Origin of the sequence: Roseateles sp. (assembly GCF_039929605.1) — a bacterium.
GTDB lineage: Bacteria > Pseudomonadota > Gammaproteobacteria > Burkholderiales > Burkholderiaceae_C > Pelomonas.
Genome location: NZ_JBDSQX010000125.1, coordinates 21,889 through 46,855, shown reverse-complemented (window position 1 = coordinate 46,855; position 24,967 = coordinate 21,889). Strand labels below are relative to the sequence as shown.

At 69.4% G+C, this 24,967-nt stretch carries 26 protein-coding genes; 12 read left to right on the top strand and 14 right to left on the bottom strand.

Annotated features, from left to right (window positions below):
• The 3 genes from ABIS05_RS17570 to ABIS05_RS17560 all read right to left on the bottom strand — a co-directional run.
• Positions 1-384 (bottom strand): pseudouridine-5'-phosphate glycosidase (locus ABIS05_RS17570; RefSeq protein WP_348010566.1); only part of this gene is annotated, 384 nt, incomplete at its 3' end.
• A complete protein-coding gene (locus ABIS05_RS17565) occupies positions 381-1,289 on the bottom strand; it encodes a carbohydrate kinase family protein (RefSeq protein ID WP_348010565.1) in 909 nt (302 codons plus the stop codon). The genes ABIS05_RS17565 and ABIS05_RS17570, both read right to left, overlap by 4 nt.
• Before the next feature lie 9 nt (positions 1,290-1,298).
• A complete protein-coding gene (locus ABIS05_RS17560) occupies positions 1,299-1,988 on the bottom strand; it encodes an alpha/beta family hydrolase (RefSeq protein ID WP_348010564.1) in 690 nt (229 codons plus the stop codon).
• Positions 1,989-2,080: 92 nt separating this feature from the next.
• On the opposite strand from ABIS05_RS17560, the gene alaC reads away from it, so the two are divergent.
• The 12 genes from alaC (at position 2,081) to ABIS05_RS17500 (ending at position 13,208) form a co-directional block, all read left to right on the top strand.
• Complete coding sequence (gene alaC, locus ABIS05_RS17555; RefSeq protein ID WP_348010563.1) at positions 2,081-3,298, top strand: alanine transaminase; 1,218 nt, start codon at positions 2,081-2,083, stop codon at positions 3,296-3,298.
• A 198-nt stretch (positions 3,299-3,496) separates the two neighbouring features.
• Entirely contained in the window at positions 3,497-4,276 is a 780-nt protein-coding gene (locus ABIS05_RS17550; RefSeq protein ID WP_407074846.1) for a GntR family transcriptional regulator, read from the top strand.
• An 85-nt stretch (positions 4,277-4,361) separates the two neighbouring features.
• Positions 4,362-6,089 carry a fumarate reductase/succinate dehydrogenase flavoprotein subunit gene (locus ABIS05_RS17545; RefSeq protein WP_348010561.1) on the top strand — a complete coding sequence of 576 codons (1,728 nt, stop codon included), beginning with the start codon at positions 4,362-4,364 and terminating at the stop codon, positions 6,087-6,089.
• Positions 6,090-6,102: 13 nt separating this feature from the next.
• Positions 6,103-6,336 carry a ferredoxin family protein gene (locus ABIS05_RS17540; protein ID WP_056269581.1) on the top strand — a complete coding sequence of 78 codons (234 nt, stop codon included), beginning with the start codon at positions 6,103-6,105 and terminating at the stop codon, positions 6,334-6,336.
• A 5-nt stretch (positions 6,337-6,341) separates the two neighbouring features.
• A complete protein-coding gene (locus ABIS05_RS17535) occupies positions 6,342-7,295 on the top strand; it encodes a HEAT repeat domain-containing protein (RefSeq protein ID WP_348010560.1) in 954 nt (317 codons plus the stop codon).
• Entirely contained in the window at positions 7,292-7,630 is a 339-nt protein-coding gene (gene fdxA, locus ABIS05_RS17530; RefSeq protein WP_348010559.1) for a ferredoxin FdxA, read from the top strand. Before ABIS05_RS17535 ends, fdxA begins: the two co-directional genes overlap by 4 nt.
• A 77-nt stretch (positions 7,631-7,707) precedes the next feature.
• Entirely contained in the window at positions 7,708-9,168 is a 1,461-nt protein-coding gene (locus ABIS05_RS17525; RefSeq protein WP_348010558.1) for an ABC transporter substrate-binding protein, read from the top strand.
• Between the two features lie 23 nt (positions 9,169-9,191).
• Positions 9,192-10,211, top strand: a complete 1,020-nt coding sequence (locus ABIS05_RS17520; protein ID WP_348010557.1) for an ABC transporter permease — start codon at positions 9,192-9,194, stop codon at positions 10,209-10,211.
• Complete coding sequence (locus ABIS05_RS17515; protein WP_348010556.1) at positions 10,208-11,080, top strand: ABC transporter ATP-binding protein; 873 nt, start codon at positions 10,208-10,210, stop codon at positions 11,078-11,080. The genes ABIS05_RS17520 and ABIS05_RS17515 overlap by 4 nt, the downstream gene beginning before the upstream one ends.
• Complete coding sequence (locus tag ABIS05_RS17510) at positions 11,077-11,385, top strand: DUF971 domain-containing protein (protein WP_348010555.1); 309 nt, start codon at positions 11,077-11,079, stop codon at positions 11,383-11,385. Before ABIS05_RS17515 ends, ABIS05_RS17510 begins: the two co-directional genes overlap by 4 nt.
• The gene (locus tag ABIS05_RS17505; RefSeq protein WP_348010554.1) at positions 11,382-12,155 is read left to right on the top strand and encodes a ferredoxin--NADP reductase; all 774 of its coding nucleotides are present in this window, start codon (positions 11,382-11,384) and stop codon (positions 12,153-12,155) included. The genes ABIS05_RS17510 and ABIS05_RS17505 overlap by 4 nt, the downstream gene beginning before the upstream one ends.
• Before the next feature lie 6 nt (positions 12,156-12,161).
• Positions 12,162-13,208, top strand: a complete 1,047-nt coding sequence (locus ABIS05_RS17500; RefSeq protein ID WP_348010553.1) for a putative sulfate exporter family transporter — start codon at positions 12,162-12,164, stop codon at positions 13,206-13,208.
• Between the two features lie 24 nt (positions 13,209-13,232).
• Here the strand turns inward: ABIS05_RS17500 and cyoD are convergent, their stop codons facing one another.
• The 11 genes from cyoD to ABIS05_RS17445 are packed head-to-tail and all read right to left on the bottom strand — an operon-like array spanning position 13,233 to position 24,599.
• Entirely contained in the window at positions 13,233-13,628 is a 396-nt protein-coding gene (cyoD, locus tag ABIS05_RS17495; protein ID WP_348010552.1) for a cytochrome o ubiquinol oxidase subunit IV, read from the bottom strand.
• Entirely contained in the window at positions 13,625-14,251 is a 627-nt protein-coding gene (locus ABIS05_RS17490) for a cytochrome c oxidase subunit 3 (protein ID WP_348010551.1), read from the bottom strand. The genes cyoD and ABIS05_RS17490 overlap by 4 nt, the downstream gene beginning before the upstream one ends.
• Positions 14,248-16,191, bottom strand: coding sequence for a cytochrome o ubiquinol oxidase subunit I (gene cyoB / locus ABIS05_RS17485; protein WP_348010550.1), 1,944 nt, complete (start codon positions 16,189-16,191; stop codon positions 14,248-14,250). The genes ABIS05_RS17490 and cyoB overlap by 4 nt, the downstream gene beginning before the upstream one ends.
• Positions 16,191-17,012 carry a ubiquinol oxidase subunit II gene (gene cyoA, locus ABIS05_RS17480; protein WP_348010549.1) on the bottom strand — a complete coding sequence of 274 codons (822 nt, stop codon included), beginning with the start codon at positions 17,010-17,012 and terminating at the stop codon, positions 16,191-16,193. Before cyoA ends, cyoB begins: the two co-directional genes overlap by 1 nt.
• Entirely contained in the window at positions 17,009-17,845 is an 837-nt protein-coding gene (locus ABIS05_RS17475; RefSeq protein WP_348010548.1) for a VOC family protein, read from the bottom strand. Before ABIS05_RS17475 ends, cyoA begins: the two co-directional genes overlap by 4 nt.
• Positions 17,846-17,868: 23 nt before the next feature.
• A complete protein-coding gene (locus ABIS05_RS17470; RefSeq protein ID WP_348010547.1) occupies positions 17,869-18,831 on the bottom strand; it encodes an SMP-30/gluconolactonase/LRE family protein in 963 nt (320 codons plus the stop codon).
• Between the two features lie 10 nt (positions 18,832-18,841).
• Positions 18,842-19,300: a cupin domain-containing protein gene (locus ABIS05_RS17465; protein WP_348010546.1), complete on the bottom strand. Its 459-nt coding sequence runs from the start codon at positions 19,298-19,300 to the stop codon at positions 18,842-18,844.
• Positions 19,301-19,319: 19 nt separating this feature from the next.
• Positions 19,320-19,724: a DoxX family protein gene (locus ABIS05_RS17460; protein WP_348010567.1), complete on the bottom strand. Its 405-nt coding sequence runs from the start codon at positions 19,722-19,724 to the stop codon at positions 19,320-19,322.
• The gene (locus tag ABIS05_RS17455; RefSeq protein ID WP_348010545.1) at positions 19,724-21,343 is read right to left on the bottom strand and encodes a GMC family oxidoreductase; all 1,620 of its coding nucleotides are present in this window, start codon (positions 21,341-21,343) and stop codon (positions 19,724-19,726) included. Before ABIS05_RS17455 ends, ABIS05_RS17460 begins: the two co-directional genes overlap by 1 nt.
• 2 nt (positions 21,344-21,345) lie before the next feature.
• A complete protein-coding gene (locus ABIS05_RS17450) occupies positions 21,346-22,164 on the bottom strand; it encodes an SDR family oxidoreductase (RefSeq protein ID WP_348010544.1) in 819 nt (272 codons plus the stop codon).
• Positions 22,161-24,599: a membrane-bound PQQ-dependent dehydrogenase, glucose/quinate/shikimate family gene (locus tag ABIS05_RS17445; RefSeq protein WP_348010543.1), complete on the bottom strand. Its 2,439-nt coding sequence runs from the start codon at positions 24,597-24,599 to the stop codon at positions 22,161-22,163. Before ABIS05_RS17445 ends, ABIS05_RS17450 begins: the two co-directional genes overlap by 4 nt.
• Between the last annotated feature and the right edge of the window lie 368 nt (positions 24,600-24,967).

Here is a 24,967-nt window from a genome sequence, read left to right as displayed (position 1 = left end):
GCCGCCTATGCCGCCAGTCACGAAGACCTCGATGCCGGCCAGATGCGCGCAGATCATCGTCGCGGCCACCGTGGTGGCACCCAACTGGCCGGTGGCGATGGCATAGGGCAGGTCGCGGCGGCTGAGCTTCATCGCGTCGGGCGCCTGGGCCAGCTGAGTCAGCTCGTCGTTCGTGAGCCCGACACGGACGCGCCCGCCGATGACGGCGATGGTGGCCGGCACGGCGCCCTCGGCGCGGATGACGTCCTCCACCTCGCGCGCCGTCTCCAGGTTTTGCGGCCAGGGCATGCCGTGGGCAATGATGGTGGACTCAAGCGCCACGACGGCCCGGCCCTCGGCGCGGGCGGCGGTGACTTCGGGTGAAAGCTGGATCAGGTCGTTCATCGGTCTTCAAGAAAACGGGGGTTCAGTTCGGGGTGCACGCTGTCCTCGGTCTGCAGCGTCAGCGCGGCAAGGTCCAGGCCCAGGCGGGCGGCGGCGTCGAAGTCATTCGGGTCGTTCAGCAGCGCGGCGCAGACGCCGGCCGACAGCGCATCGCCCGCGCCGGTCACGTCGACGACGTCGACCTGCGGCGCGGCCCAGTGGCGCGGCTCGTGGCCGGGCTCGCTCAGCATCAGGCCATCCTCGCCGTAAGACACCAGCACGCAGCCCACGCCGCGCGCATGCAGCCGCGCCAGCGCGGCCTCGGGCTCCTCGGCCACGGTCGACAGCTCGCCGGCATTCAGGATCAGCAGGTGCAGGCCGCCGAGCTGGGTTGGCAGGCGCTCCATCTTGGCCTCGGACACGGCCACGCCCACGAGCGGGATGCCGCTGGCACGCGCCTCGCCCAGCAGCAGCGGCCAGGCGTCGGGCGGCAGGTTGCCGTCGGCGACGACCAGCGCCGCACCGGCCCGCAGGCCCTTGCTGGCGTCCAGCGCCCAGGGGCTGAGCTTCTCCACCAGCGGCATGGCCGCAAAACCCAGGTGCAGGTCGCCATCGGGCGACAGCACGGCCGTGTAGCTGTCGGTCACCTGCCGGCGCGGCCGCAGCACGGCCTGCGTGTCGATACCCACGCGCGCCGCCTGCTCCATCAGCATGCGGCCGCCAGCGTCGTCGCCCACGGCCCCGATCAGCGCGACGGGCAGGCCCAGGCGCGCCAGGTTCTCGGCGACGTTGCGCACCACGCCGCCGGGCGTTTCATGCGCTTCGCAGGGGTTGGACGACCCGGCCAGCGCCTGGGCCAGCAGGCGCAGCTTGCGGTCGATGTTGAGGCCGCCGATGCAGACGATGGGGGCGGCTGGGTGGGTCATCTCGCGATTCTAGGAAGTCCGCTCGCCAGCGCGCTGCAAGAACCACGCAGCCATGGTCGCCGCCAGCGCCAGCACCACCTGCTCGTCCTTGCGCCCGCTGCGCGCTCTCACGTGGAAGGCGTGGTCGGCGTCCTCCTCGACGTGCAGCAGGGCCTTGCCGCCCAGACCCTGGACGACGCCGCGCAGCAAGCTCAGTTCGGCCAGTTCGTCGCGCGTGCCCTGCAGGAACAGCATCGGCACGTCGACCTCGGCCAGGTGAGCAGCCCGCTCAATGCCCGGCTTGCCGGCCGGGTGCAGCGGAAAGCCGACGAACGCCAGCCCGCGCACGCCGGGCATAGCCTCGGCAGCCTGGGCCTGCGAGGTCATGCGACCGCCGAAGGACTTGCCGCCCGCGAACAGCGGCGCGCCGGGCAGCCGTTCGCGGGCGGCCGCCACTGCGGCGCGCACGGCGGCATGCGCGACGGCCGGCGTGTCGGGCCGCTTCGAGCCACGCTCCATGGCGGGGAACTGGTAGCGCAGCGTGGCCACGGACTCGTCGAACAGGGCCAGCGACAACGCCGCCATGAAGCTGTGATGCATGCCCGCGCCTGCGCCGTGGGCGAACACGTAGCTGGCACGCGGCTGCGGCGGCTGCAGCCAGAGGGCGGACACGGCGGTGTCGCCGTCGACCGTCAGCGTGAGAGGCTGGGGTGGGTTCATGCCGCCAGCTTAGTGCGCTAGAGTCGCCCGCGGTGCGGCGCCAAGCCGCCCACGTCGCTCGGACGGTTCCGGGCGCTCACGTGACACTGCCAATGACTTCCTCCTCTTCCGCCTCCGGCGGCAAGCGCCGCTTCGCGCGCATCGACCGCCTCCCGCCCTACGTCTTCAACATCACCGCGGAGCTCAAGCTCGCGGCCCGCCGACGCGGCGAAGACATCATCGACATGAGCATGGGCAACCCCGATGGGGCCACGCCGCCGCACATCGTCGCCAAGCTCAACGAAGTCTCGCAACGACCCGACACCCACGGCTACTCGGCCAGCAAGGGCATCCCGCGCCTGCGCCGCGCCATCGCGCACTGGTACCAGCGCCGCTACGGCGTGGCCATCGACCCCGACCACGAAGCCATCGTCACTATCGGCTCCAAGGAGGGCCTGGCCCATCTGATGCTGGCGACTCTCGACCGCGGCGACACCGTGCTGGTGCCCGACCCGAGCTACCCCATCCACATCTACGGCGCCGTCATCGCCGGTGCGGACATCCGCGCCATCCCGGTCTCCAGCGAGGTCGACTTCTTCGCCGAGCTGGAGAAGACCATCCGCGGCAGCTACCCCAAGCCCAAGATGATGGTGTTCGGCTTCCCGTCCAACCCGACGGCGCAGTGCGTGGAGCTGAGCTTCTTCGAGCGCGTCGTGGCGTTGGCCAAGAAGCACGACATCCTCGTCGTGCACGACCTCGCCTACGCCGACATCGTCTACGACGGCTACGTGGCGCCGTCCATCATGCAGGTGCCCGGCGCCAAGGACGTGGCGGTCGAGTTCTTCACGCTGAGCAAGAGCTACAACATGGCCGGCTGGCGCATCGGCTTCATGGTCGGCAACTCGGATCTCGTGGCCGCGCTGGCGCGCATCAAGAGCTATCACGACTACGGCACCTTCACGCCGCTGCAGGTCGCCGCCATCGCCGCGCTGGAGGGCGACCAGCAGTGCGTGCTGGACATCACCGCCAGCTACCAGCGCCGGCGTGACGTGCTCTACAAGGGCCTGAGCGAAGCCGGCTGGCAGGTCGACTGCCCCAAGGCCAGCATGTACATCTGGGCGCCTATTCCCCAGCCCTACCGCGAACTCGGCTCGCTGGAGTTTGCGAAGCAGCTGCTGGAGAAGGCCAAGGTCTGCGTGTCGCCCGGCATCGGCTTCGGCGACCACGGCGACGGGCATGTGCGCTTTGCCCTGATCGAGAACGAATCGCGCATCCGTCAGGCGGTGCGCGGCATCAAGGCGATGTTCAAGGCGGATGGGCTGATGAAGTAGCGCCCCGAGATCGTTTGCGCGCTCCCGCTTTCGGGGCGCGTGCGCCAAGCCGGTTCACATCCGCAGGCAAATCCGGGCAGGAACCCGGCTAAACCACGCCGAAAAGCCTGGCACGGCTTGTGCTCGTCATAACTCGTCATAACGAGTTGGACGACCATGAGCAAAGACGCTCTTGCGACGACGAAAGCCCTGACGTTGGTGCCCTCGCCCGAGGCGGGCGGCACCCAGCGTGTGGCGCTGACGGCAGCGGCCCCGCTGTACACGCAGATCAAGGAGATCCTGCGCGCCCGCATCCTCGATGGCAGCTATCAGCCGCACGAGCGCATGCCGTCCGAGAACGACATGATGGCCATGTTCGACGTCAGTCGAATCACCGTTCGCCAGGCGCTCAACGACCTGCAGAACGAAGGCCTCATCTTCCGCATCCACGGCAAGGGCAGCTTCGTCTCCAAGCCCAAGGCGTTCCAGGATCTGGGCCGGCTGCAGGGCTTCGGCGAGGCGATGCGGCAGATGGGCTACGAGACCTTCTCGCGCGTGCTGTCGATCAAGACGGTGACGCCCTCGCCGCAGGTGGCCGAAAAGCTGCATCTGCCCAAACGCGCCAAGGTCACCGAGCTGCAACGCGTGCGCTTCCTGAACCGCGAGCCGATCTCGCTGGACGTGACCTATGTGCCCTCCTCGATTGGCCAGCGCCTGGCCAAGGAAGACCTGGCCGCACGTGACGTCTTCGTCATCCTGGAGAACGACTTCGGCATCGCGCTCGGCCACGCCGAGCTGCAGATCGGATCGACCCTCGCCGACGACACGCTCGCCGGCCAGCTGAAGGTGGAGGAAGGCTCGCCGGTGCTCTTCATCGAGCGCACGACGCACACCACCGACGGCACGCCCATCGACTACGAACACCTCTATTACCGCGGCGACGCCTTTCAGTACAAGGTGCGCGTCGATCGCGTGCCCGTTGCGGAGCGTGCGTCATGAACCACGCCCTGCATATCGATAGACGCAGCACTTCGTTGGTGCCTGCGACCCCCCTGCCCACACTGCCCACCCTCGCGGAGCAAGCATGAACACGATCGAAACCGAATACGACCTCGTCATCGTCGGCGGCGGCACCGGTGGCCCGATGGCTGCGGTGAAGGCCAAAGAGAAGAACCCCAAGCTGCGCGTGCTGGTGCTGGACAAGGCCAACGTCAAGCGCAGCGGCGCCATCAGCATGGGCATGGACGGCCTGAACAACGCCGTCATCCCCGGCCACGCGACGCCCGAGCAATACACCAAGGAGATCACCGTCGCCAACGACGGCGTGGTCGACCAGAAGGGTGTCTACGCCTACGCGGCCAACAGCTTCGCCATGATCGAGGAGCTGGACCGCTGGGGCATCAAGTTCGAGAAGGACGAGACCGGCGACTACTCGGTGCGCAAGGTGCACCACCTGGGCAGTTATGTGCTGCCCATGCCCGAGGGCCACCACATGAAGCGGGTGCTCTACCGGCAGCTCAAGCGGGCGCGTGTGGAGATCACCAACCGCGTCGTCGCCACCCGGCTGCTGACCGGTGCTAACGGCGAGGTTACAGGCGTCATGGGCTTCGACTGCCGCACGGCCGACTTCCACGTCATCAAGGCCAAGGCCGTGATCATCTGCACCGGCGCGGCCGGGCGGCTGGGCCTGCCCGCCAGCGGCTACCTGTTCGGCACCTACGAGAACCCGACCAACTGCGGCGAGGGCCACGTGATGGCCTATCACGCAGGTGCCGAGCTGACCAACCTCGAATGCTTCCAGATCAACCCGCTGATCAAGGACTACAACGGCCCCGCCTGCGCCTACGTGACGGGCCCGTTCGGCGGCTACACCTCCAACAACGCCGGCCAGCGCTTCATCGAGTGCGACTACTGGAGCGGCCAGATGATGATGGAGTTCTGGAACGAACTCGAAGGCGGCCGCGGCCCGGTGTTCCTGAAGCTCGACCACCTGGCTGAAGAAACGATCAGCGAGATCGAGCACATCCTGCACACCAAAGAGCGCCCCAGCCGCGGGCGCTTCCACGAAGGCCGCGGCACCGACTACCGCAAGCAGATGATCGAGATGCACATCTCGGAGATCGGCTTCTGCAGCGGCCACAGCGCCTCGGGCATCTGGACGAACGAGCGCGGCGAGTGCTCCATCCCCGGCCTGTACGCCGCCGGCGACTGCGCCAGCATCCCGCACAACTACATGCTCGGCGCCTTCGTCTACGGCAAGTTCTGTGGCGAGAACGCGGCCGACTACGTGAGCGGCGTGTCGCAACCCGTGGCCGACGCCGGCCAGGTCGCGGCCGAGAAGGCGCGCGTCTATGCGCCGCTGGGCAAGCTGGACGGGCTCACGCCCTTCCAGGTCGAATACAAGACGCGCCGCATCGTCAACGACTACCTGCAGCCGCCCAAGGTCACCCGCAAGATGGAGATCGGCCTGCAGCGCTTCGACGAGATCCGCGAGGACCTGCAGCACATGGGCGCCGCCGACCCGCACGAGCTGATGCGGGCCATGGAAGCCCACACCATCCGCGACTGCGCCGAGCTGGCGGCGCGCGCCTCGCTCTACCGCACCGAAAGCCGCTGGGGCCTGTACCACCTGCGCGTGGACCACCCCGAGAAGAACGACGCCGACTGGTTCTGCCACACCAACGTGACGAGCGACGCGAACGGCAACGCCGTCTTCCGCAAGCGCGCCGTGGAGCCCTACGTGGTGGAGCTGAACGAGGAAGAGAAGTCCGCCTACCAGCGCCTGCGCGTCGCCACGCCTGCCGCTGCCTAACGAGGAATTCAACATGACCATCGCCATCACCCGCACCCAAGCCCCCGTCGTCATCGACGAGGACAAATGCATCGCCGACAAGGGCTGCACCGTCTGTGTGGACGTCTGCCCGCTCGACGTGCTGGCCATCGACCTGACGAAGAACAAAGCGTTCATGAAGTTCGATGAATGCTGGTACTGCATGCCCTGCGAGAAGGACTGCCCCACCGGCGCCGTGCGCGTCGACATCCCCTATCTCGTGAGGTGAACACGATGGCCACCATCCACGACCGACTCCGCAACCCCGACGCAGGCGTGCGCCGCATCGCCGTCATCGATCTGCCCTACACCGACGAGGAAGACGACATCGCGCCGCTGCTGATCGCGGCCTTGTCGGATGCCGACGCGACCGTGCGGCTTGAAGCCGCCAAGGCCCTCGAAGGCTTCGAGGAGCCCGAGGTGCTGGCAGCCATTGCACCGCTGCTGAGGGACGCCGACGCCGATGTGCGCGCCGCCGTCGCCTACACGCTGGCCGAGCTGAAGGAGCCGGCCTCCGCCGCCGCACTGCTGCCCTACCTGGCCGATGCCGACCCCGAAGTGCAGGCCGCCGCGCTGCAGGCGGTGAAGGCCCTGCGCGTGGACGCCGCTTTCGAGCCCGCCGTGCAGGCGCTGGCGCATGCCGACGCCCGCGTGCGCCGCGCGGCAGTCGGCGTGCTGGGCTACCTGAAGAACCCGCAGGCGATCGGCTCGCTGACCGAGATCGCCGCGCATGACACCGATGCCGAAGTGCGCCGCGTCGCCATCGGCGCGCTGAGCTTCGCCAACAACGCGGCAGCGTTGAGCGTGCTGCCCGCGTTGAGCCGCGCCCTCACCGACCCCGAGTGGCAGGTGCGCGAGGAGGCCGCCACCACCGTCGCCCGAACCGGCTCGGTGCTCGGCGTGCCCCACCTGGTGCGCGCCATGGAGGACGAGTACTGGCAGGTGCGCGTAAAGGCCGCGCGTTCCTTGGGCAAACTCAAGGCGCGCGACGGCGTGATGGCGCTGGTGGAGGCCCTCATCCATCCGTTGAGCAACCTGCGCAAGGAAGCAGTCATTGCGCTGGGCGAGATCGGCGACCCGCGCGCCATCACGCCGCTGGAGCGCACGCTGCGCGACCCCGACCCGGACGTGCGCAAGCTGTCCAAGCTGGCGCTCGCAACGATCCAGATGAACGGGGGTGCCGCATGAGCTTTGTCGTGACAGAGGCTTGCATCCGCTGCAAGTACACCGACTGCGTCGCCGCCTGCCCCGTGGAGTGTTTCCACGAGGGGCCCGACTTCCTCGTCATCGACCCCGAGGCCTGCATCGACTGCGGTGTCTGCGTGCCCGAGTGCCCGGTGGAAGCCATCTTCGACGCCAAGGACCTGGCGCCCGAGCACCGCGAGTACGCCGAGCTGAACCGCCGCCTCGCCGCGCAGTGGCCGCTCATCACCGCCGCGCAGGAGCCCCTGCCCGATGCCGAGCACTGGGCCGGCCAAGCGCACAAACGCGCGCTGCTGACCGAAAGCGCCGAACAAGTCTGAAACCCGCCAAGCCATGCGCCGGGCACCGTTCTTGCGCAACGCCTCCCTGAACCGAACCCGACTGCCAGGAGATTGAGATGGACTTCCGAACGCTCTCGCATGTTCCCGATACCGCCCGCCAGCGCCTGCGGTGCCTGGCCCTCGGCGCCGCGCTGTTGGCCGGCTGGCCCTTGCAGGTGCTGGCCAAGGAGGTGGTGACCATCGGCATCGGCACCCAGAACACCACCACCAACACTGTCACCGGCGGCGTCGTGCTCAAGGAGATGAAGCTGATCGAGAAGTACCTGCCGACGACCGGCAAGTACAAGGACATCGAGTTCAAGCTCGACTGGCAGAACGCCACCTCGGGCCCGCCCATCATCAACGGCCTGATGGCCAAGAAGCTGCAGATCGGCATGATGGGCGACTACCCGCTGCTGGTCGCCGGCGCGACGGGCCAGTCGCAGCCTGGCAACGAGACCCAGCTGATCGCCACCATCGCCTACAACGCCTTCGGCTCGGGCAACGGCATCGTGGTGCACAAGGACTCGCCCTATTTCGAGCTGGCCGACCTCAAGGGCAAGCTCGTGTCGGTGCCCTTCGGTTCGGCGGCGCACGGCATGGTGTTGCAGGCGCTGCAGTCGCGCGGCCTGCCGCCCGACTTCTTCTCGCTGGTGAGCCAGAGCCCCGAGGTGGGCACCACCAACCTGCAGGAAAGGAAGATCGACGCCCACGCCGACTTCGTGCCCTTCGCCGACCTGCTGCCCTACCGCGGCTTCGCACGCAAGATCTTCGACGGCGTGCAGACCGGCGTGCCGACCTTCCACGGCGTCATCGTGCGCAAGGACTTTGCCGAGGAGTACCCCGAGGTCGTCGTCGCCTACATCCGCGCGCTGATGGAGGCCAACGCCTGGTTCAAGGCCGACCCGGTGAACGCCGTCACCAAGATCGAGGAGTGGACCAAGATCGAGAAGGAAGTGGCCTATCTCTACCTCGGCCCGGGCGGCATCCACACGCTGGACCCGACCATCAAGCCGCGCTGGCTGGAGACCATCAAGATCGGCCACGGCGTGCTGACCGAGCTCAAGCGGGTCAAGCCCCTGGACATCAAGGCCTGGGTGAACGAGACCTATGTGCGCGAAGCCTTCAAGCAGCTCAAGCTCGACTACGAGGCGCAGAAGCAGTCGATGGCCCTCTTCGACATCACCGGCACCGACAAGCTGTGCAAGACGCCGATCGCCCATCCCAAGGAAGCGGGTGAGGTCTGGATCGACGGCGTCGGCGTCGAGCCGCACGCCTCGCCGCTGTGCACCCTGGGCGCCATCGCCAAGCTGGAGGCCGCCGGCAAGAAGGTTCGCGTGGCCTACCTGATCGACCAGGCGCTGGGCATCAAGGTGTTCGCCGACAAGGCCTTCTACGCCGTGAACGCCAGCGATGCCAAGAAGCCGGTGATCGTGCCCTTCCTGCTCAAGAAGGACGCCGAAGCCCACGCCGCCAAGATCGGCGGCAAGGTGGCCAGCTACGCCGACGCGCTGGCCGTCGCGGCCGTGTCGTTCTGAGCCCACCCCAGCCGGAGCCCGCCATGTCGACTGCACCACTGCGCCGCATCCAGGACGTCGTCTTCGATGTCGGCGAAACCGCCCTGCCGGCCCCAACCGGGGCCCCCTTGCCGCCACCCCACCTGCGCGAAGTGGTGGTGAGCCCTGCGGCCCAGATCGCGCCGCCTGAGCGCCCGCCCACCGAGGCCGCGCCGCGCCCCGGCAAGGCGGGCAGATCCTTCGCCGGAGCGTTCACCGGATGGTGCGCCGAACAGTGCCGCCGGCATGGGCTGGCCGCCGTGCTGGCCGCCTGCTCGCTGGGCGGCATGGTGCTGTTCTGGCATGTGGCCACCACCTACCGGCTCGACTTCTACATCCGCTTCAGCAACATCCCGACGCCGGCCGATGTCTGGCAGTCGGTGCTGCAGGCCGGCAGCAACGGCAAGTTCATCACCAACATCGGCATGAGCCTGCGCCGCATCTTCATCGGCTTCGCGCTGGCCGGCGTCGCGGGCGTTGGGCTGGGCCTGGTGATCGGGCGCTATCGGCGCATGCACGAACTGCTCTTCCCCGCGTTCGAGGCGCTGCGCCCCATCCCGGCCATTGCCTGGGTGCCCATCTCCATCATGCTGTGGCCCGACAACGAAGTGAGCATCGTCTTCATCACCTTCATCGGCGCCTTCTTCCCCATCCTGCTCAACACCGTGAGCGGCGTGCAGGCGGTGGATGCGGTGCTGCTGCGCGCCGGTCAATGCCTGGGCGCCCGCGAGCCCCAGTTGATGTGGCATGTCGTGCTGCCCGGTGCCATGCCGCAGATCTTCACCGGCCTGGCCGTCGGCATGGGCGTGGCCTGGGTGTCGCTGATTGCCGCCGAGATGATCTCGGGGCAGTTCGGCATCGGCTACTTCACCTGGGAAGCCTATTCGCTGATCGCCTACTCCGACATCGTGCTCGGCATGATCACCATCGGCGTGCTGGGGCTGGCGTGCAGCTGGCTCATCCGCCTGGCCGGCAAGTTCCAGATGCCCTGGCTTGAATTCGCCAAGGCAGGGGGCCGGTCATGACTGCCACCACGACGGCCATCACCAGCGGCCACATCGAGGTGCGCAACCTCAGCATGACCTTCGGCAGCGCGCAGCAACGGGTGCACGCGGTCAGCGATGTGTCGCTGCACGTCGCGCCGGGCGAGTTCGTTTCCATCATCGGCCCCTCGGGCTGCGGCAAGTCGACCCTGCTCAACGTGGTGGCCGGCTTCAGCCAGGCCACGCAGGGCGCGGCCCTGCTCGACGGCCGCAAGATCACCGGCCCCGGCTCCGACCGCGGTGTGGTGTTCCAGCAGTACTCGCTGTTCCCCTGGATGTCGGTGCGCAAGAACGTCGAGTTCGGCTTGAAGATGCAGGGCGTGGCGCCAAGCAAGCGCGAGACGACGGCGCGCACGCTGCTCGGTCTGGCCGGCCTGCTCGGCTTCGAGAACCACTACCCCGACCAGCTCTCGGGCGGCATGAAGCAGCGCGTGGGCATCGTGCGGGCGCTGGCCACCAGCCCCCAGGTGCTGCTGATGGACGAGCCCTTCGGCGCGCTCGATTCGCAGACCCGCGTGGTGATGCAGGAGATCCTGACCAATATGTGGCAGCGCCTGCGCCTCTCGGTGCTGTTCATCACGCACGACATCGACGAGGCGGTGTTCCTGTCCGACCGCGTCTACGTGATGACCGCGCGCCCCGGGCGCATCAAGGCCGAGCTGACCGTGCCGCTGCCACGCCCGCGCACGGCGGAGATGACCGCGTCGCCCGAGTTCGCCGCCATGGTGCGGCAGATCAAGGGCCTGATCCGCGAGGAAAGCATCGCCGCCATGGGCGGCGAGCTGAAGGACGGCGGCCTCTCGGGCCTGTGCACCGAGGTCGGCCCGCAGGGCGTGGGGCAGCTCGTATGAGCGCCACCGCAGCCGTGCCCACCGAGCTGGTCTGGCACGAGGCCAGCCGCATGCTGGAGCTGGGCTGGGTGGGCGGCCGCCGCGCCAGGCTCACGGCCCGGAGCCTGCGCGAAGCCTGCAAGTGCTCGGCCTGCGAGAAGCGGCGGCGCGACGGCAACCCGCTCACGGCACCGGCACAAACGGCGCTGACCCAGATCAACCCCATCGGCGAGATGGGCGTGCAACTGGTGTTCAGCGACGGCCACGACCGGGGCATCTACCCCTGGCCCTATCTGAACGAACTTTTCGAGGATCTCCCCGCATGAGCGCCCTCTTCGACGCCACCGTGCTGAACGTCCGCCACTGGACCGACCGGCAGTTCTCCTTCACCTGCACCCGCGACCCGGGCTTTCGCTTCCAGAGCGGCCAGTTCACGATGATCGGCCTCATCGTCGACGGCCGGCCGCTGATGCGGGCCTACAGCGTCGTCAGCCCGCATTTGGAGGACACGCTCGAATTCCTCAGCATCAAGGTGCCCGACGGCCCGCTCACGTCGCGCCTGCAGCACATCCAGGCCGGCGACACGCTGCAGATCGGCCGCAAGGCCTCGGGCACGCTCTTGACGCAGAACCTGCGGCCCGGCCGCCACCTCTACCTGCTGTCCACCGGCACCGGCCTGGCGCCCTTCATGGCGATGGTGCGCGACCCCGAGGTCTACGAGCTGTACGACAAGGTCATCCTCGTGCACGGCTGCCGCCAGGTCAGCGAGCTGGCGTATGACGAGGTCATCAACCGCGAGATGCCGGCGAACGAGTACTTCGGCGAGCAGGTGAAGCAGAAGTTCATCTATTACCCGACCGTCACGCGCGAGGCCTTCCGCAACCAGGGCCGCATCCCCACGCTCATGGCCAGCGGCAAGCTGTTCAGCGACATCGGCCTGCCGCCGATGAGCAAGGCGGACGACCGCTTCATGCTGTGCGGCAGCCCCGAGATGCTGCGCGACACCCGCGCGCTGTTCGTCGAACTCGGCATGACCGAGGGCAATATGAGCACGCCGGGGGAGTTCGTCATCGAGCGGGCTTTCGTCGAGAAGTAGGCCGTCATGCAAGCCAGGGCAGCCTTCCTGATCGCTTTCCTGGAGGCGCCCGCACAGACCGTGCGGCGCCTGTGGCCGGGCTGGGCGCTGTGCGTGCTGATCGCCCTCGCGGCCTCCTTCGTCGCGGAGCTCTATCAGGGCCCGCCCATGCTGTACGCGCTGCTGTTCGCCGTGGCCCTGCATCACCAGAGCCTGGAGAGCCGCACGGCCCCCGGTGTGGACTTCTGCAGCCGCACGCTGCTGCGCCTGGGCGTGGGCCTGCTGGGCGCGCGCATCACCTGGGCGCAGATCGCCGGCCTGGGCTGGCCGACGGTGCTCATCGTCATCGGCGCGGTGGCCAGCACGCTGCTGTGCGGCTGGTGGCTGGCCAAGGTGATGCGCCTGCCGTGGACGCTGGGCGTGCTGGCCGGCGGCGCCACCGCCATCTGCGGCGCCTCGGCCGCGCTCGCCATCGCGGCCGTGCTGCCGCGCGCGAAGGACGGCGAGACGCCCACCGAGCGCCACGCGCTGGTCATCGCGGTGATGGCCACGCTGCTGTCGACCGTGGCGATGGTGGCCTACCCGCTGATCGCACGCTACCTGCAGCTGTCACCCGCTGCGGCCGGCCTCTTCATCGGCGGCAGCATCCACGACGTGGCCCAGGTCGTCGTGGCCGGCTACTCCCTCTCGCCGGCCGCAGGCGACGCGGCCTCGCTCGTCAAGCTGCTGCGCGTGAGCCTGCTCGCCGCCGTCGTGATGGGCGTGGCGCTCAGCTGCCGGGGCGCACGCGCCGCGCCCGCGTCGTGGCAGGCACGCGTCGGCACGCTGGTGCCGGGCTTCCTGTGGCTCTTTATCGCCCTGGCGCTGCTGAACTCGCTGGGCCTGCTGCAGCCGCTGCAACAGACCCTCAACCAGGCCTCCCGCGCCTGCCTGATGCTGGGCGTGGCGGGGCTGGGCATGAAGACCTCCTTCCCCCACCTGGCCAGCGCCGGCTGGCGGCCCATGCTGTTGATGGTGGCGACCAGCGCCTTTCTCGCCACGCTGATGCTCAGCGCTGCGTGGGCCGGGCGCTAAGCCATCACTGCAGATCAGGTCCGCTCAGCGCTGCCCTTGCAGCGGGACCTCGGGCGCCACCATGTGGGCATCGAGGTTGGCCATGATGATGAGAGAGCCGAACACGAGCAGCGCCACGACGAACACACCGAAGGCGAGCGCGAGGATGTTGTTGGTGTTGTCGGGGCCGCTGGACAGGTGCAGGAAGAACACCAGGTGCACGCCCATCTGGCCCACCGCGAGGGCCGCCAGCAGCACGTCGATGCCCGGCCCCCACACGGCAGCGCCGCCCGCGACCCAGAACGAGGCCAGCGTCAGCGCGACCGAGATCAGCAGGCCGGCCAGGTACTTGGCGACGGCGGTGCGCAGCTCGGGCGTCTCGCCGGGGGTTTCGTCCTCGCCCTCGGAGCCGGCGTGGCGCTGGTCGATTTCGTCGGTCATCGCGCGCCCAGGTAGACGATGGTGAACACGCCGATCCAGACGATGCCCAGCGCGTGCCAGAACAGGCTGAAGCAGTGCAGCCGGCGCGTCACCATCGGCCGCAGGCCCAGCGTGGCCACCTGCGCGGCCATCACCACCAGCCACAGCAGGCCCGCTGCCACATGCAGGCCATGCAGGCCCACCAGCGCGAAGAAGGCCGACAGGAAGGCGCTGCGACCCGGCCCGGCGCCGGCAGCGATGAGGTCGGAAAACTCACCCAGCTCCAGCGTGACGAAGGCGGCGCCCAGCCCGAAGGTGAACAGCGCACTGACGTACAGCCAGCGCTGGCTGCGCGCCCGAGTTGCCAGCGACAACATGCCGCAGCTGAAGGTCGACGCGAGCAGCGCGCCGGTCTCTGCCAACGTGTGGCCGCGGTGGAACAGCTGCGCGCCGCCGGGGCCGCTCGCCGTGCGGTGCGACAGCACGGCGTAGGCCGCAAACAGCGCCGCGAACATGATGATGTCGCTCAGCAGGAAGAGCCAGAAACCGTAGCCGACGACGATGCGCCGCGATGCCGGCCCCCGCTGCGACGGCGGCACCGCCTCGTGCGGCGACAGGCTGCTGCTGGTTGCTTGCGCGCTCATGCCGTGGCGGCCTCACCCGCCGGCTCGTCATGCTCGGTGCGCCAGGCGTGCGCCAGCCAGGCCACCAAGCCACCGGCGAGCGCGACCAATGCCAGCCAGCCGATGTGCCAGACCGCAGCGAACCCCGCCACCGAGGCGAAGAAGGCGAGCACGACGCCGAGCGCGCTCGGGCGCGGCACCGTCAAGCGGTCGCCTGCGCCGCCCTCCGCTCGCGGCAGTTCGCCCGTGCCGTCCTGCTTGGCTTGCCAGAACGCGTCGAGCCCGCCGACCTGCGGCAGCACCGCGAAGTTCCAGGCCGGCGGCGGCGACGCGGTCGCCCATTCCAGCGAGCGGCCGTTCCAGGGGTCGCCGCTGTGGTCGCGCCGCTGCTCGCGCGTGCGGATGCTGACGACGAGCTGCGCCACGGTGAAGCCGATGCCGCACAGGATGACCACCGCGCCGGCCAGCGCCACCACCATCAGCGGCTGCCAGCCGGTGTCGGCGTAGTGCTGCATGCGCCGCGTCGCGCCCATCAGGCCCAGCAGGTACAGCGGCATGAAGGCCAGGTAGAAGCCCACCAACCAGCACCAGAACGCGGCCTTGCCCAGCCGCGCGTCAAGCGTGAAGCCGAAGGCCTTGGGGAACCAGAAGTTGTAGCCGGCGAAGGCCCCGAACAGCACGCCGCCGATGATGACGTTGTGGAAGTGCGCCACCAGGAAGAGGCTGTTGTGCAGCACGAAATCGATGGGCGGCACGGCCAGCAGCACACCGCTCATGCCGCCGATGACGAAGGTGACGATGAAGCCGATGGCCCACAGCATGGGCGGCTCGAAGCGCAGGCTGCCGCCGTACATCGTGAACAGCCAGTTGAAAATCTTCACGCCCGTGGGGATGGCGATGATCATCGTCATCACGCCGAAAAAACCGTTCACGTCGGCCCCCGCGCCCATCGTGAAGAAGTGGTGCAGCCAGACCAGGAAGGACAGCACGCAGATCGCCATCGTCGCCGCCGCCATCGAGCGGTAGCCGAACACCGGCTTGCGGCTGAAGGTGCTGATGACTTCGGAGAACACGCCGAAGGCCGGCAGGATCAGGATGTAAACCTCCGGGTGGCCCCAGGCCCAGATGAGGTTGACGTACATCATGGCGTTGCCGCCCAGCTCGTTGGTGAAGAAGTGGAAGCCGAGATAGCGGTCCAGCAGCAGCATGCCGAAGGTGGCGGTGAGGATGGGGAAGGCGGCAATGATCAGCAGGTTGGCGGCCAGCGCCGTCCAGCAGAAGATGGGCATGCGGCCGTAGCCCATGCCCGGCGCGCGCAGCTTGAGGAGGGTCGTGGTGAGGTTGATGCCCGACAGCAGCGTGCCGACGCCGGCGATCTGCAGCGCCCACAGGTAGTAGTCCACCCCCACCTGCGGCGAGAAGGCCAGCTCCGACAGCGGCGGGTAGGCCAGCCAGCCGGTGCGCGCAAATTCGCCCACCACCAGCGACAGGTTGACCAGCAGCACGCCCGCCGCCGTGAGCCAGAAGCTAACGGAGTTCATCACTGGAAAGGCCACGTCGCGCGCACCGATCTGCAGCGGCACGACGAAGTTCATCAGCCCGACCATGAAGGTCATGGCGACGAAAAAAATCATGATCGTGCCGTGCGAGCTAAAGATCTGGTTGTAGTGCTCGGGCGGCAGATAGCCCGCCGCGCCACCGGCCGCCAGCGCGAGCTGCGACCGCATCATCAACGCGTCGATGAAGCCGCGCAGCATCATCACCAGCGACAGCAGCACGTACATCACGCCGATGCGCTTGTGGTCGACGCTGGTGATCCAGTCGCGCCACAGCGGGCCCCACCAGCCCTTGGCCGTGATCAGCACCAGCACCGCCAGCAGCGACGCCAGCACCAGGCCGCTGGCCGCCATCTGGATGGGTTGATGCCAGGGAATGGCGTCCCAGCTCAGCCGGCCCCACATCAGAGGCTCCCCCGGGCTACGGGTGCCGAAGCGGCACACACCGGCCCCACCGCCGCGACGATGGACTCGAACAGCTGCGGGGCCACGCTGCCGAAGCTGGCCGGGCCCGACGCGGCAGCCGGCTGCGCCAAGACCGCGTAGCGCGCGGCGTCGAGCCGGCCCGGGCCGGCCTGCGTGCTGGCCTGCCAGCGCTCGAACTCGGGCGGGCTGAGCGCGAGCACGTCGAAGCGCATGTCGGAGAAGCCGTCGCCACTGAACTGCGCCGACAGGCCGGCGTAGCTGCCGGGCCGGCCGGCCAACAGGTGCAGCGTGGTCGTCATGCCGGGCATGGTGTAGATCTGGCTGCCGAGCTGCGGCACGAAGAAGCTGTTCATCACGCTGGCCGACGTGAGCCGCAGCCGCAGCGGCCGGCCCGCCGGCACGACGAGCCGGTTGAGGCTGGCGATGCCCTGCGCGGGGTAGATGAACAGCCATTGCCAGTCCAGCGACACCACCTGCACGTCCAGCGGCGGCTGCGGCGCGTCGATGGGCCGCTGCGGGTCGAGCTGGTGCGAGCCGATCCAGGCCAGGCCGCCCAGGAACATCACCATCAGCACCGGGATAGCCCACACGGTGACTTCGATCGGCCCCGAATACGCCCACTGCGGCCGCCGCCGCGCATGCACATTGCCCTCGCGGAACCACCACGCAAACGCCAGCGTCGCGACGATGACCACCACCGCCACGGCCAGCATCACCAGCGTCGCATTCATCAGGATGCTGTGCTCGGCCGCAGCCACCGGGCCCTGCGGGTCGAGCACGCCGGTGCGCCAGCCGCTCATGGCCGCACCCCCGTGGGCGCGCAGGCAAACGCGTGGCCATCGGGGTCGCGCGCGAACACGGCGCCGGCCCGGTCTGCAGGCGTGGCCGGCCCCGCCTCGCGCTCGAACAGCAGGCAGTCCACCGCAGCAGGCGGGTTGAGCGATTCGTGCGTGCGCGGCGCGGGCTGGCGGTAGCCGAGCAGCTCCACATGCGGTGTGCCCGGCACGGCCGACGCCATCGCGACCACGTCGACCACGACGCCGTCGCCGTCCAGCCCATCGAGCCAGGCCTGTTCCGGGCCACGGTTGGTCTGCCGCGCCGCGAGCGTCAGGCCGAGCGTGTGCTCGTAGAAGGCGATGCTGCGCGCCACGTCGCTCACGCTGAGGGCGAAGTGGTCGATGCCCAGCGTCGGCCCCGCGCCGCTGCCGGCCTGCCAGCGTGCCTTGCCGGTGCCGGGCGGGAAGGCGAGCAACTCCAGCGGATGGCCGTCGGGGTCGAAGAACTTGAAGGCCTGCACACCGCCGGCTGCGGCGGGCAGGCGCTGCGGCCCGTGGCGCGAGATCGCGCGCGGTGACAGGCGCGCCAGCCGCTCGAACGCCGCCGCCATGTCGGCGGCGACGATGGCGGCGTGCTGGAAGCGCACGTCGGGGCCTGGCGGCCACTGCGCTGCCTGTGGTGTGCGCTGCTCCACCAGCTCGATGCATTCCTCGCCCAGCCGCATCAGCGCGCGGCCCGCTTCTGCAGGTGCGTCGGCGACAAACCCGAGGCCTCGCGTGTAGAACGCCATCGACCGACGCAACTCGCTCACCGGCCGCCGCAGGGCCGCGATGCGCCAGCCCAGGTCGGCTGCCACCGACCGTTCAGTTAGCTCGGTTGTCACGGCCATTGGCAGCCCCGCACATTGACCGTCAGCGCATGCAGCTCGCGCCCGGCGCACAGGAACAGCCGGCTGCGCTGCGGGCCACCAAAGCACAGGTTGGCGACGGCCGTGGGCAGGTGGATGCGGCCCAGCAGCGCGCCGGATGGGTGCAGGCAATGCACGCCGTCGCCCGCGCCGGTCCAGAGGTTGCCGTCGCTGTCGCAACGAAAGCCATCGGCATAGCCAGGCGCCACGACGTGGAAGACGCGGCCATGGCCGAGCCGGCCGCCGCCCTCGTCGACGTCGAACACGCGGATATGGCGCTGCGGCGTGGCGGCGAACTGGGTGCCGCTTTCGGCCACGTAGAGCTGCTTTTCGTCCGGCGAGAAGCACAAGCCGTTGGGGCCGTCGAAGTCGTCCGCCACGCGCGTCAGCGCACCACTCACCGGGTCGATCCGGTAGACCGAGGGCGGCAGCTGCGGCGCGGCTTTGTGACCTTCGTAGTCGGACGCAATGCCGTAGTGCGGGTCGGTGAACCAGATGCTGCCATCGCGCTTGACGACGACGTCGTTTGGCCCATTGAGCGGCTGGCCGTCGAAGCGGTCGGCCAGCACGGTCAGGCGGCCATCGGGCTCGGTGCGCGCCACGTGGCGGTGGCCGTGCGAGCAGGTGATGAGCCGGCCTTCACGGTCACGCGTATGGCCATTCGGGAAGCCTGCGGGCTGGCGCTGCACCTGCGTGCCGCCCGCCGCCGTCCAGCGCAGCAGGCGGTCGTTGGGCACGTCGCTGACCAGCAGCATCTCGTGGTCGGCAAACCAGACCGGGCCTTCCAGCCAGCGGCAGTCATTGGCCAGCGTCTCCAGCCAGGCATTAGGCAGCACGAAGGCGCGAAAGCGCGGGTCGACGATGTCGCAGTGCACCGGCCGCGCCGAGATGACGCCGGGGATGGCGCTGGGCAGCAGGCCGGCGGCGTCACTCATCGCCGGGCCTTCACTTACGGCTGCAGGGCGAGCCGACGGGCGCCACGTGCAGCTGCACCGTCATCAGGTGCGCGGGTTCGTCGCCTACGGTGCCCGAGCGGTGGCCCTTGCGGCCCTGGGCATCGGCCACGCAGTGCTGGTCTTCGCCCAGCGACAGCTCGCCCGGGCCCATCTCGATGCGCGTGCCGTCCATCGCCTCGACCCACCAGCGGCCCGACAGCGGCACGATCCACTGCGGCGCCGGGTTCTCGTGCCAGTCGCCCACCCAGCCCACCGGCTGCACGGTGAACACGACGGTGGACTCGCCGCGCGCCTGGGCATCGTTCCACTGCGGCGCGGCGTTACCGACCTGGGCCTGCTCGAAGGCGGTCAGCTCGCAGCGCGTCTGGTGGCTGACGCCGTCGGCATCGGTCCACAAATGCCAGTAGGCGGTGCGAGGGGGTGAGGTGGGGTCGGAGGAGGAGCTCATGGTGGGCAGTCGAAGTGAGTCAGGTCAGCGGCGCCAGCCCGGCGCCGAGGGCCACCAGCAGCAGGCCGCCGGCGAGACCGAAGTTCTTGGTGAAGTCCCAGAAGTGGGTGCGGTCGACGCTGTCGCCTTGGGCCCAGAAGTCGCCCTCGCGCCAGAACGGGTGGTACAGCAGCGCGGTGACCACGCAGAACCCGGCCAGCAGCAGCGCCGCAACGCGTGCGTGCCAGTCCGCCACGATGCACACCGGCGCGGCCACTTCCAGCAGCATCGCGGCGACCACCATGCCCGCCGCGCCGGGCGGGAAGGACGACGCCGCCTGCTTCTTGGCGGCGGACCAGTGCAGCAGCTTGTCGAGCGCGCTGAACGGGAACATGCCCACCAGCAGCACGCGTGCGAGCGTGTCGGCCCAGGGCATGGCATGCATCACGCGCGCACCTCCACACGGCCCGGCCGGCCGGGTGCGATGCCCAGCCGCTCGCCCACGCGGTCGGCCACGCGCAGTGCGTTGGCCACCAGCGTGAGCGTTGGGTTCACGGCCGCACTGGAGACGAAAAAGCTGGCGTCGGCCAGATAGAGGTTGTCCAGCTCGTGGGCCTTGCAGTCGAGGTCGAGCACCGAGTCGCGCGCGTCGGTGCCAAAGCGCGCGGTGCCAGCTTGGTGCGCCGTGCCGCCGAGCGGGATGTTCTTGCCGAAGTAGAGGCTGCGCTCCATCAGGTGCGGGTGGGTGCCGGTGTCGCGCAGGATCTCCTTCAGCTTCTCCTTGAGGCGCACGTGCGCCTCCAGGTTGTTGGGCGTGAGGGCGAGCGTGACGCGGCCGTCAGCGCCGATGCTGATGCGGTTCTCGGGCCGGGGCAGGTCTTCGCTGGACAGCCAGAAGTCCATCGAGTGGCGGGCCATGACTTCGAATGGCGTGTCGGGCAGCCATTCCAGCCAGGCGGGCAGCGCCTCGGCGCGGATCTGGTCGGGGTGGGACTTGGCGCACATCTGGATCAGCCCCAGCGGGTGCGGCCAGTCGGGCGCGCCGAAGTAGAAGTCGCTCACCGCCAGCGTTTTCTGGAAGACCGTGTCGTTCGCCTCGCGCGCCAGCGCCATCAGCACCGACTGGTTGTGCCGCATGTAGTTGCGGCCGAGTTGGTCCGAGCCATTGGCCAGGCCGTTCGGGTGCGCCGCCGAGGCCGAGCGCAGCAGCAGCAGGGCCGAGCTGAGCGCGCCGCAGGCGACGACGACGACGTCGGCCGAATACCGCTCAACCTGGCCGGCGCGCAGCCCTTGCCGGGTGACGCAGACCCCACTCACGCGGCGGCCCGACGCGTCCGTCTCCAGCCGGTCGACGCGGGCATGCGTGAGCAGCGTGACGTCGGGGTGGGCCGCCAGCATCGGGTCGATGCAGACGACCTGCGCATCGGCCTTGGCGCCGAGCGGGCAGGGAAAGCCGTCGAAGGCGTCGCAGCGGATGCATTTGCTGGTGCGCGCGGGCTGGCCGTCGACCTCGTCGAGCAACACGCCCAAGGGCAGGTGAAAGGGATGCAGGCCTTGCCGGGCGAACTGCTCGTGCAGCGCGGCGATGCGCGGCTCGTGGCTGACCGGCGGGTGCGGGAACGGGCCGGCGCCGGCCGGCTCGTTGGGGTCTTCACCGCGCTGGCCGTGCACGTGGAAGAGGCGCTCCGCTTCGTCGTACCAGGGCGCGAAATGCTCGTAGCGCAGCGGCCAGGCCGGCGAGACGCCGTCGACGTGCTGCACCGCCTCGAAGTCGCGCTCCCGAAAGCGCAGCAGCGCGGCGCCGTACACCTTGGAGTTGCCGCCCACGTAGCGGTGCAGCCCGGGGTGGAAGGCCTCGCCCGCCGCGCCGTACCAGGTCTCTTCGGCCTGGTAGCGGCCGTGCACGAAGACCTCGCTGGAACTCCAGTTGGCCGTCTCACGCGGCAGGTAGCCGCCCTGTTCGAGGATGAGGATGCGCTTGCCGCTGGGCGCCAGCCGCTGCGCCAGCGCGCTGCCGCCCGGGCCGCTGCCGACGACGATGAGGTCGTAATGGTCGGCCGCCATGCTCAGCCGCCGCTCGCGAAGCCAGGGAACAAGGTCATGCCGCCGTCGACGAACAGCGAGGTGCCGGTGACGTAGTCCGACGCATCGCTGGCCAGCCACACGGCCGCGCGGGCGATGTCCTCGGGCTCGCCGATGCGCCGGTAGGGCACCAGCTTCATCAGGTCGTCGTAGGCCGCCGGGGTGGACCAGGCGGCCGTGTTGATCGGCGTGCGGATGGCGCCCGGCGCGATGGCGTTGACGCGGATGCGCGCGGGCGCCACCTCTTGCGCCAGGCTCTTCATCAACAGCATCACGCCGCCCTTGGAGGCGGCGTAATTGGCGTGGCCCGCCCACGGGATCACCTCGTGCACGGAGCTCATGTGGATGACCTTGCCGGCGGCGAGCGAAACGCCGTCCACCACACCCCGGCGCAGGTACTCGCGCACGGCGGCCCGCGCGCACAGGAACTGGCCCGTCAGGTTGACGCTGATGACGGTCTGCCACTGCTCCAGCGTCATGCTGTGAAACGGCGCGTCGCGCTGCAGGCCCGCGTTGCAGACGGTGATGTGCAGCGTGCCGAACTCGGCGATGGCGCGCTCGAACATGGCCTCGACTTCATCCTCGCGGCTGACGTCGGCCTTGATGGCCAGCGCGCGGCCACCGCCGGCACGGATCTGCGCCACGACTTCGTCGGCCGCCTCCGGGTGGCTGATGTAGTTGACGACCACATCCGCCCCGGCTTGCGCCAGCCCTATCGCGACGGCGCGGCCGATGCCCGAGTTAGCGCCCGTGACCAACGCGGGCTGGCCCTGAAGAATCTTGTCGACAGCGTTTGTGCTCATGAGTGCGGCAGGGCGTAGGCAATGACGGAATCGCCCGCCTTGGTGTGAGTGGAGCCATGCCCGCCAGCGACGACGAGCAGGTACTGGCGGCCGTCGCGGCCGGTGTAGGTCATCGGCGTGGCCTGGCCGCCGGCGGGCAGGCGGGCCTCCCACAGTTGCTGGCCGGTGCTCACGTCGTAGGCGCGGACGAAGTCGTCCAGGCTGCCCGACAGGAAGGCCACGCCGCCGGCGGTGAGCAGCGGGCCGCCCAGGTTGGGCACGCCCATCTTGAAGGGCAGCGGGATGGGCGAGAGGTCACGCACCGTGCCGTTGCGGTGCTGCCAGGCGATCTTGCCGGTGGCCAGATCGGCGCCGGCCACGTAGCCCCAGGGCGGCGCCTGGCAGGGCAGGCCCAGCAGCGACGTGAACGGCCCCAACTTGGCGGCAAAGGGCGCGCCGAAGTTCTCGTTCAGCGCCGGCAGCGTGCCCTTGGGCGGGCCGTCGGCTTGCACCATCAGCGCGGTGTCATTGGGGCGCGGCACCAGGCGCGACACGAAGGCGAGGTAGGTGGGCGTGGTGAAGGCGATCTGCCGCTGCGGGTCCACAGCAATGCCGCCCCAGTTGAAGACGCCGAAGTTGCCGGGGTAGACCAGCGAGCCCTGTACCGAGGGCGGCGTGAAGCGGCCGTCGTAACGCAGGCGGTGGAAGGCGATGCGGCAGGAGAGCTGGTCGAACATCGTGGCGCCCCACATGTCGCGGCCCGTCAGGCGCGGCGGCTCGTAGGACAGCGCGGACTTGGGCTGCGTCGGCGCGGCGCGGTCGCCCTGCGCGGCCCCCTGCGGCGCAGCGGTCTCGGTCACCGGCAACAGCGGCTGGCCGGTGCGGCGGTCGAGCACGAAGAGCTCGCCCTGTTTGGTGGGCTGCACGAGCGCCGGCACCGTCGCGCCGCCGATGCGCAGGTCGATCAGGCTGGGCTGGGCGGGCACGTCGTAGTCCCACAAGTCGTGGTGCACGGTCTGGTAGACCCAGCGCAGCTTGCCCGTGGCCAGCTCCAGCGCCACCACCGCCGAGGTGAAGCGCTCCACCACCGCGCTGCGGTTGCCGCCCCACTGGTCCGGCGGCTGGTTGCCCAGCGGCACGTAGATGAGGCCGAGGGCTTCATCGACGCTGGAGATGGACCAGCTGTTGGGCGAGTTGACGGTGTAGTGGGCGCCGGGCGCGATCGGCTCGGTGGCGTCGGGGTTGCCGGAGTCCCAGTTCCAGACCAGCGCGCCGGTGTCGAGGTTGAAAGCGCGCACGACCCCGGACTGTTCGTGCGTCGAGACGTTGTCGAGCACGCTGCCGCCGATGATGACGAGCTGCGCGGTCACGACCGGCGGTGACGTCGAGTAGTAGGCGCCGGGCCGCTTGTTGGGCATGTTGGCCCACAGGTCGATCTGGCCAGTGCCGCCGCCGAAGCTTTTGCATAGCGCCCCGGTGGCGGGGTTGAGGGCGATCAGGCGGCCGTCCGCCGTGGGCATGAAGAGCTTGGCGCTGCAATCCGCAGCGGCGTCGCCGGGCGGCGCAACGGCGCTAGCCTGTGGCGCCGCGGCGGGCGCTGGCTGGTAGGACAGGCCGCGACAGGTCAGGTGTTGCAGCGCCAGGTCAGACTGCCGGACCTTGGGGTCGTAGCGCCAGACTTCCGCGCCGGTGGTCGCGTCCAGCGCGATGACGAGCTGGTGCGGCGTGCACAGGAAGAGGCGGTCGCCGACCTTCAAGGGCGTGACCTCGTCGGTGGTCTCGACCGGATCGCCCGGCTGACCGCGCAGGTCGCCGGTGTGCGCATGCCAGGCGACCTGCAGCTTGTCCACATTGGCCGGCGTGAACTGAGCCAGCGGTGAGTAGCGTTGCCCATAGCCCGTGCGCCCGTAGGCATGCCATTCGCCGGGCGGCACGCCGCGCACCGGTTCGCCGACGGCCAGCAACGCGCCCTGCGACGGCGGCAGGCTGCCAGCAATGTCATGCGCGTCCTGCGTCCACGAGGCCACAGACACGAGTGCCACCAGTGCCAGCGTCAACGCCAAGGCCCTGCGCCCGCCGCGCTGGATCGCATCGCCCGCGCTGGCACGCCCATCGTCAAGCCCTCGGCGCACCCAGGGCGTGAGCAGCAGCAAGCCCAGCACGAAGAGCACGTCGAGCCGCGCGGCCAGTGGCCACCAATCCAGGCCCGCCTCCCACAAGGCCCAGGCCAGCGTGCCCATGAGGGCCAGCGCGAACACCCACAGCGCCAGCGGGCTGCGCCGCAGCAGCAGGGCCCCGCAGGCGAGTAGCGCGGCGGCCAGCAGCGCGTAGTAGAGGCTGCCGCCCAGCGTGATCAACCAGAGCCCCCCCAACCCCAGCGCCAGGCCGGCGAGCAGCAAGACAGCGGCCAACACGCCAGCGACTCCGGCAAATGAAAAACGGCGGCGGGTGTCCATGGGGCGCTGCACTCCTCGTTGACCGCCAGCTCAGCTTGCTGAGGCACGGCGGATGGGGCTGACCCCGCACCGCGCGACGCCTGTATCGACGATAGGAAGTGAGGCCTGGGGCCGTCGTAGGCCCAGACCGAGCCGCTTGTAGGACTTGGCCCGGTCCTGGCCCGCGCCCTGCATTGGGCACGGTGGAATCGACCACACTGGCGGCAATGAATGACTCAGCTCCATTCATACGCCCGGCGCCACCCCGGCGCCCAGGGCTGTATGACTGGCCATTGCCGTGAACCTGCGCGCGCACGCCATTCCTTTGCTGCTCCTGCTGACGGCGAGACGACCTGGTTCGAGGGCGTGCTGCTCATCGGTGTGTATGC